The sequence below is a fragment of the Parafrankia sp. FMc2 genome (assembly GCF_041008525.1).
Lineage (GTDB): Bacteria > Actinomycetota > Actinomycetes > Frankiales > Frankiaceae > Parafrankia.
The window spans coordinates 47,297-55,013 of the sequence record NZ_JBFLUG010000048.1 but is presented as its reverse complement, the minus strand read 5'-3'; the positions used below and the strand labels follow the sequence as shown (position 1 = coordinate 55,013).

The window sequence follows — 7,717 nt, the reverse complement described above, 5'->3', positions numbered from 1 at the left end:
TGGGCTGGGTACGGCGCAGCACCGCGACCTCATGCCGCAGCACCAGCAGCTCGATGTCCTTCGAGGCTGACGAACGGCCGAGGAGAACCAACCAGCCACACACCCGCACGAAGATCAGATAGAGCAGACGCACGGACACGACTGACCATCATGCCGCCAGTTCTCCATCGTCGCATCACCCCAGCTCACGGGCCCAAGTCGACTTTTGGCACCCCACAGCCGGCCACTCATATGACCGACCGCTTCCGGTGGACACCCCCGCGATTCCTGCTCGTGGCGTCGCTTCGGTCAAGTCTTCGGCACGACCGAAATGACTTCACCGGGATAAGTGGCGCATCGTGGGTCGTGCCGCTTTCCATCTGCGCCCGGAGGAGATACCGCTACTCCCAGAAAGGTGCTGCGGCCCCAGCGTTCCCAGGTCGAGGAGGACAACTTGCCGTCGCCCGACCAGCGACCTTCGCCTTCCCACCCGCCCTTTCCTGAGCTGCTTCTTCGCCCCGACCGGTCGCCCATCCCCGTGCTCTCCGATGGGTTGCTCGACCTGCCATGGGAGAGCCCGCCAAAGTCCGACGAGTTCATCCGGGAGGCGATGGCGTGGCATTTCAGTCCGGAGACCGGATCTCCGTTCTGGCTGGAACGAGCGCGGGCACTCGACTTCGATCCGGTGGTGGATGTGCGGACGATGGCCGACCTGGCGATGTTCGACAATGTCGTTGACGATCTCCGTGCGGTGCCGCTGGAGAGCCTTGTGCCGCTGGGATACTCCGCTTCTGGGACGTCCGGTGTGCGGCCGGAGGTCGGAGAGAGTGGGGGCACCACCGGTGAGCCGAAACGCGTGTTCACCTTTCCCGACGTCAAGAAGCAGTCCTGGACCTGGTACTGGTCGAGGCTCGCCGAGCACGGCGTCGGAGTCGACCGGAACTGGCTCGGGGTGGTTCCGGCGGGGCCGCACATGGTCGGCATACTGGCCCGCGACACCGCGGCCCATTTCGGGGCGATCTACTTCACGGTCGACCTCGACCCGAGGTGGGCGAAGCGGTGCGCTGCCCGCGGGGCCGTCGACGAGCTCAGGTCCTACGTCGAGCACCTGGTGGACCAGATCGAGTGGATTCTGCGCAGCCAGGACATCGGTCTGATTGCCATCACCCCACCTCTGCTGGAGGCTGTCTGTCAGCGGGATCACCTCGTCGATCTGATCAACGAGAAGGTTTCCACCATCACCTGGAGCGGCGCGTCGATGGATCATGACACCCGCGAGATGTTGCGGACGGATGTGTTCCCGGGTGTCGATCTGATCGGGATCTTCGGCAGCGCGATGATCTTCTGCGGGATTCCGGAGCGCCCCGGGGGCCGTTCCGACGAGCCGGCGGTCTTCGACCCCCCGTCCCCGTTCTCCTCGTTCTCCGTCGTCGACCCGGAGACGCGTCAGCCGGTGCCCTACGGAGAACGCGGCCAGCTGCTCACCCACCACATCACCCGGAACCTCTTCCTGCCGAACAATCTCGAGCGGGACACTGCGGTCCGTCATCCGCACGGTCTGGGTCACAGCGGGGACTCGATCTCCGAGGTGGCGCCCGTCCAGGAGTTCGGGGACGTCCGGGTGATCGAAGGGGTGTACTGAGGTGTCGGCGGGTCCCGCGGTGATCGGGCTTGATGCCCTCGGTCCCAGCGGTGCTTACCGGTCACGCACCACCGAACGGGTCGATGACGTCGCCGGGCGGCATGTCGCCGACCTCAGCCTGGTGCCCTCGCTGTTCGTGCAGCGCGCCATGCGGGCGCTGCGGCGGGCGCAGCCCCCGCCGCCCGAGCGGCGCCGGGCGATCCTGGCCGCGGCCGGCGCGCTCTTCGCCACCGGCACCGTCGGTGGACTGACCGTGGACGAGTACCGCCACCGGGTGGCCCGGGTGTCCGGCTTGCCGATCTCCGCCGTCCGCCGGACGACGGAGCATCTCGGTGACTACGCGGCGCAGGCGAGTGATGCCTCGGGACAGGCCCGGCCGACGGGTGCCGCGGCGGACTGGCGGGCGGCCGCCACACCGAACGGCGGGGGAGTGTGGACCCGGCGTGGCGATGTTCTCGCCGTGCACGCCCCGGCCAACACTCCGGCGATCCACACCGCCTGGCTGGATGCTGTTGCGCTCGGCTACCGGGTCGCCGTGCGGCCCTCGCGTCGGGAGCCGTTCACCGCGCACCGGCTCGTGCTGGCACTGCGCGAGGCGGGGCTCGGGGGCGACCAGGCGGTGCTGCTGCCCACCGGGCACAGCACCGCGGGCGCGGTCATCTCGGCGGCGGATCTGGCGATCGCCTTCGGGGGCGACCAGGTCACGCGGAAATACGGCGGCACCGCGGTGCTCTCCCAGGGACCCGGACGGTCGAAGATCCTAATCGCGGATGGCGAGGATCCGGCGCGTCATCTCGACCTGATCGTCGAGTCCGTCGCGGACCAGGCGGGAACGGGCTGCGTCAACGCGACGGCGGTGTTCGTGGAAGGCGACCCGCTGCCCCTGGCCGAGGCGCTGGCGGACCGGCTCGGGCGGCTGCGTCCGTTGCCCCCCGAACACGCCGAGGCCACGTTGCCGGTGAAGTCCCTGGGGGAGGCACGAGCCGTCGATGACTATCTGCGCTCCGCCGCCGGCGGTGCGAAGGGGCTGCTCGGCGGGGCGGGTGTGTCGGCCGATCTCGGGGATGGCTCGGCGTCGCTCACCCCCGCGGTCTTCGTCGTCGAACATGCCGGTGCGCCCCAGCTCAGGGTCGAGCTCGGTTTCCCCTGCGTATGGGTTGCGCCCTGGCGCAGGTCTGACGGGATCGGACCACTGAGCGAAACCCTCGTTCTCACCGCCGTCACCGAGGACGAGAACCTGATCCGGGAACTCGTCGGGGAACCTGGTATCGCCAATGTTTATATCGGCCCCATCCCCACTACCTGGACGCGCCCCGGACTCCCTCATGACGGTTACCTCGGCGAGTTCCTGATGCGGAGCAAGAGTTTCGCGCGTACCGGGAAATAGGAACTCTGTGCAGGCCTCGTGGTCACTGTGGTACGCCGGTTCCGGCCAGTACTAGAACCGCCGTGCCGAAACCCCGCCAACCGGTCCCTGACACCATGACAATCGGATTAGAACCGTTGTGGTTGTTTCAACGCGGATGATATTAGTTGGCGAGTGCATGACCGTATGAGGAAGAATTTCTACATCCGGAGATCCGGGTCTGTCACGGCCCCCGTCTGTGTCGGGGTGCCGCGTCCGTTGTTCGGCCGTGGCCCGCACCGTGCCGCGGCCGAACGTTGGCTCGCCCAGGTTGAGGGCGGAGCGGGATCGGTCCTCAGCGTCGAGGGCGGGATGGGCACCGGCCGTTCGGCGTTGCTCGGGGCTGTCGTCGCATCGGCGTGCAGGCGCGGTTTCCGGGTCGCCGAGGCGGCAGGAAGCCGCCACGAGACCGGGGCGCGGCTGCAGGTCGCCTGTCGGCTGCTGGAGATCACCTCTGCCGAGCGGGACCTCGGCGCCGGTCCGCAGGCGTCTGTCCCGCAGCCGTCCCGGGGGCCCGACGGAACCCGGCGGGGGCCTGATGCGACGCGCCAGACGATTGATGAGGCGTGTCGGAGGCTTGACGACCAGTTGTCTGCCCGGTCAGCCGCGTCGCCCATGCTCGTGGTCGTGGACGATGCGCAGTGGTCCGACGCAGATTCGTTGCGTTGCCTGGCCTTCGTCGCCCGCCGGTTGACCGGTCGGCGGCTGGGTGTCCTGATCGGCAGGCTCTCGGGTCGGCTGCGGCCGGAGCCGATGTTGCTTGACGAGCTGTTCCATGAGATGCGCGGTGGCAGGCGACTGGTCCTGGACACATTGGACGAACGTGCCGCTGACGACTTCGTCGGCTGGGCGCTGCCCGGGGCGTCCCGCGATTTCCGCGCGCGTCTGCGGTGGTGGACCGGTGACAACCCCTTCCTGCTCGACCAGGTGATGTCGGCGCTGGGTTGGAAGAACGGGGAGCCGGAGCCGGAGCCGCACATCGTCCCGTCGGGTGTGCTCCCCTGGCTGTCGGGCCGGCTGGGCGACGCCATGCCCATCGCGCGGGCGTTGGCGGTGCTCGCGGGGCCCGTCCCCGGTGGGGCGGACCTCCCAGACGTGGTTCCCTCCGGTGGAGAGCGGCCGGCTGTCGCGTCACTGGCGAGCCTCGCGCGGGTGTCGGTGCTGGACGCGGAGCGGGCTGTGGGGACGCTCGCCCGGCTCGGTCTGTGCCCGCCTGCGCTGGCCTGGTCCTCCGGACCGTCCGGGCCCCTGGGCATTCCGGCATTCCGGCATCCCGTCATCCAGGCGGCGGTTCTCGAAGCGGTCCCCGTGGCCGAGCGGGTGCGGTTGGTTCTCGGTGGCGCGCGACTGCTGGGCGCAGGTGGGGCGGCTGATGGAGCGCTGGTGTCCTACCTCCTCGGCAGCCGGGTGAGTGACCATCCGGCGGTGGGCGCACTGCTGTCGGCTCCGCTGGGCCGGGCACTGCGGGCCGTGCCGCCGGGAGAGCGGCCGGTAATCCTGCGCCTGGTGCTGGCCCACCCGCTGCCCGATGAGTGTCGAGCCGAAGCCCTGTGCCTGCTCGGTGCGGTGGAGCTCGATCAGGATCCGGAACTGGCTCTGACCCGGTTCGAGGACGCCGCTCGGCTCACGCAGGATCCGCGGCGGCGTCGGGCGATCGGGTTCGAACAGGCCAGGGCTCTCGATGCGCTGGGTCGGGCACAGGCAGCGGGGAAGGTGCTGCGCGACGGGTCTCCCGCCGGCTTGCGTGACCCCCTCGCGCGTCGGGCCGACGTGCTTCAGGCGACGCTGGCCGCGCAGGATCCGACAGCCGTGGGACCGGGTCCGTCCCTGCGGTCGCGGCTGGCCACCGGCCAGGACCAGAGCTCGGGCCAGAGCTCGGATCGGGACCTCGACGACGAGGCCGAGGAGATCGTCGCCGCACTGCGCGGCGGTGCGTCCGGTCGGCGGATGTCCCTGGAGCGGGCGTGGCGCTTCCTTCGTCCCGACGACCCGACGGGGCTCGCCGTCACCTGGGCGATGTTCCTCCGCGGTCGACTCGCCGCCGATCCCGCCGTGGCGCTGTCGCCGTTCGCCGTGTCGCCGCCACCCGAGGGGGCGGGTCCGGTCCGGGCGGTGCTGACACTCGCGCTGAGTGCCGAAGTCCTCCTGGCGGCGGCCCGGGTCGACGAGGCGGCGGTGGCCGCGGGGGAGGCGCTGTCCCGCCTGGCCGCACTGGAGCATCCGCAACGCCTTACCGGTGTGATCGCGGCTCTCGGCCCGCTGGTCGAGACCTGCGTCGAACGCGGCGAGCTCGGCCCGGCGCTGCGGCTGCTCGCCGAGGTCGATCTTGACGGCGACACCTCCATGGGATGGCATCACGTGGTGCTGTTGTGCAGCCGGGGCCGCCTGCGCCACGAGGCCGCCGACGCCGAGGGCGCCGTCGCGGATCTCCTGCGCTGTGGACAGCTGCTGGAGAGCTGGGGCGAGGCGGTGCCCTACCGGCTGCCGTGGCGGTCCCGCGTCGTACCGGCCCTGCTCGACGTCGGGGATCGCTCAGCCGCGCTGGAGCTGGCACGCATCGATCTGGCCACGGCGCGTGGCCGGGAGAACCGTCGCGAGTTGGGCTGCGCGCTGGGCGCCCTGGGGCAGGCGACCGGGGGAGTGGCGGGAGCCCGAATCCTCGCTGAGGCGGTCTCGGTGCTGCGTGACCCGCCGAGCCTTGACCTGATCGTCGCGCTGGGCGAACACGGCAGGGTGCTCGGTCGCACCGGGCGGGTGCAGGCGGGGCGGGCGAACCTGCGTGCGGCCTGCGCCCAGGCCGAGAAGGCCGGCGCTCGACGTCTCCGGGAGCGGTACGGCAACGAGTTGCGGGATCTCGGCGGCCGGGTGCGTGGTCGGACCTACGGCCCGGAGGCTTTGACGGCCAGCGAACGGCGCATCGCCCGGCTGGCGGCGGCCGGCCGAACCAATCGTGAGATCGCTGCGCAGCTTTTCGTCACACGCCGAGCGGTGGAGATGCATCTGACGCAGGTCTACCGCAAGCTCGGGATCACGGGTCGGGGTGATCTCGGCGCCATCAGTCTGGGTCTGCCGTGAACCGTCACCACCGTGTACCTGCCTAGCTATTTCGTTCCAGGCTGCCAGGTGAAGCAGCAGGGCGGCCCGCAAAGTCATTGATGCAGGTCGGTGGGGTTGTCCAGGGTGAGGATGGCCAGGAGCAGGGTGTTGTCGTGGCGGATTCTGTAGATGGTGGGGGCTATGCGGTTGTGACCGGCGAGACGGATCAACCCGATGGGCGATGTTACGGAGTGTGGCCATGATGCGGGGTAAGGGGCCGGTCCGGATCCTGGAGCATATTTACGGAAAGTGACGTCTCTGACCCAGTGGATGCGGTTCTCGATCGTTCGGTGCCCGCGGACGTAGCCGGCGAGCTCGGCGGGGGTGACCTCGTCGAGGGCCAGGCTTGTCAAGATGTGGAGGGTGACGGTCGTCGGGATCTTTCTGGTGACCTGACGGCAGCCCCTGCCGGTGGTCACGGTGCGCATGACGCGGCGGCGCAGGCGCGCAACGGTGCGGGCGTGGGGGTGGCGGGCGCGGATCGTGCCACTGGCCTCGGCGAGTTGGATCGTGCGCTTCTCGAGCCGGCCGTGGGCCTTCTCCTCGCTGCTGTGGCCGACCGGGGCCTTGGTCCAGTCGGTGGCCTGAACACAGTCGACGGCCAGAGCCGGGGTGTTGGCTTTGACGGTAAACACGAAGTGCGCGCCGAGTCCGGTGACGATCAGGTCGGCGTGGCCGCGGGTGGTGTGCAGGGCGTCGGCGGTGATGACAGTCCCGGTCAGCGGGTCGTGGCCGTGCAGTTCGCGTAGCAGCGGGCCGAATGCGGTGACCTCGTTGGTCTTCGCGCCGATCTCGTGTGCGGCGAGCACGGTGCCGGTGGTGTGCTCAGCGACCGCGAGCAGGTGCGGAGCCTGGCCATCGAGGCCGGCCGCGCCGCGCAGGGTCTTCCCGTTGACGGCGAGCACCCGGCGCCCGGCGCGGCCGGCCCGCCTCGACCGGGCGGCCAGCGCCGTCCCGGCCGCGGTCGCCAGCGCCGAGGCGTCCAATGCGGACAGGACCCCGGATCACCGTCCGCCGACGGCGCCTCACGCTGGCTGGTCAGGGGACTGGCCCGTGCGCCAGCCGTGGCCAGCACCACGGGCGGGGCATGCGCGACCCCGGCCAGCGTGCTCTCTCCGGCGGCTACCGCCACGGCGCACAGCGCCAGGACCACCGGCAGCTGGTGGCGCACTCCGCGCGGGTCACGCGGGTTGGCCACCTGGGTCAGGAAGTCCACGAGGCCCTGACCGGTGGCCGCCCGCGCCGCGAGCACCCCCAGCCCCGGACCGTCCGACCTGTTCCCGGCGGTGGGTGAAACGGGCATGTCAGACTGGACCGGCAACGAGGCCTCCCGGCGGCTGGTGATCTAAAAAATCTCCGTCTTACCGGGACCTCGTTGCCCCACCTCACCCGCCCTGTGGGCGTTGATTCTCCGTTGCCCGGACTGGCGATCTCCCGGCCAGCACCACCCGACGGAGAATTGCAGAGCGTAGCGGCTAGCCGTCCACGACCACCCGGCGATCATTCTCGCGCCCGCTACGGATCGTGAGGGTCACCTCGTCAGGCACCCGCTCACCCCGCCAGCACCGGCTCCAGTCTCACGCCTTCCGCGCACC

At 70.2% G+C, this 7,717-nt stretch carries 4 protein-coding genes; 3 read left to right on the top strand and 1 reads right to left on the bottom strand.

Going from position 1 to position 7,717, the window contains the following annotated elements; translation table 11 throughout:
• The first annotated feature begins 433 nt into the window (after positions 1-433).
• From AB1460_RS18155 to AB1460_RS18145, 3 genes are all read left to right on the top strand, one after another.
• A complete protein-coding gene (locus AB1460_RS18155; protein WP_368962726.1) occupies positions 434-1,621 on the top strand; it encodes a phenazine antibiotic biosynthesis protein in 1,188 nt (395 codons plus the stop codon).
• A 1-nt stretch (position 1,622) separates the two neighbouring features.
• Positions 1,623-3,008: an aldehyde dehydrogenase family protein gene (locus AB1460_RS18150; protein WP_368962724.1), complete on the top strand. Its 1,386-nt coding sequence runs from the start codon at positions 1,623-1,625 to the stop codon at positions 3,006-3,008.
• A gap of 225 nt (positions 3,009-3,233) precedes the next feature.
• On the top strand, positions 3,234-6,101 hold the full coding sequence (locus tag AB1460_RS18145) for a helix-turn-helix transcriptional regulator (RefSeq protein WP_368962723.1): 2,868 nt from the start codon (positions 3,234-3,236) through the stop codon (positions 6,099-6,101).
• 74 nt (positions 6,102-6,175) lie between these two features.
• Here the strand turns inward: AB1460_RS18145 and AB1460_RS18140 are convergent, their stop codons facing one another.
• Positions 6,176-7,108: an ISAs1 family transposase gene (locus AB1460_RS18140; protein WP_368962722.1), complete on the bottom strand. Its 933-nt coding sequence runs from the start codon at positions 7,106-7,108 to the stop codon at positions 6,176-6,178.
• Between the last annotated feature and the right edge of the window lie 609 nt (positions 7,109-7,717).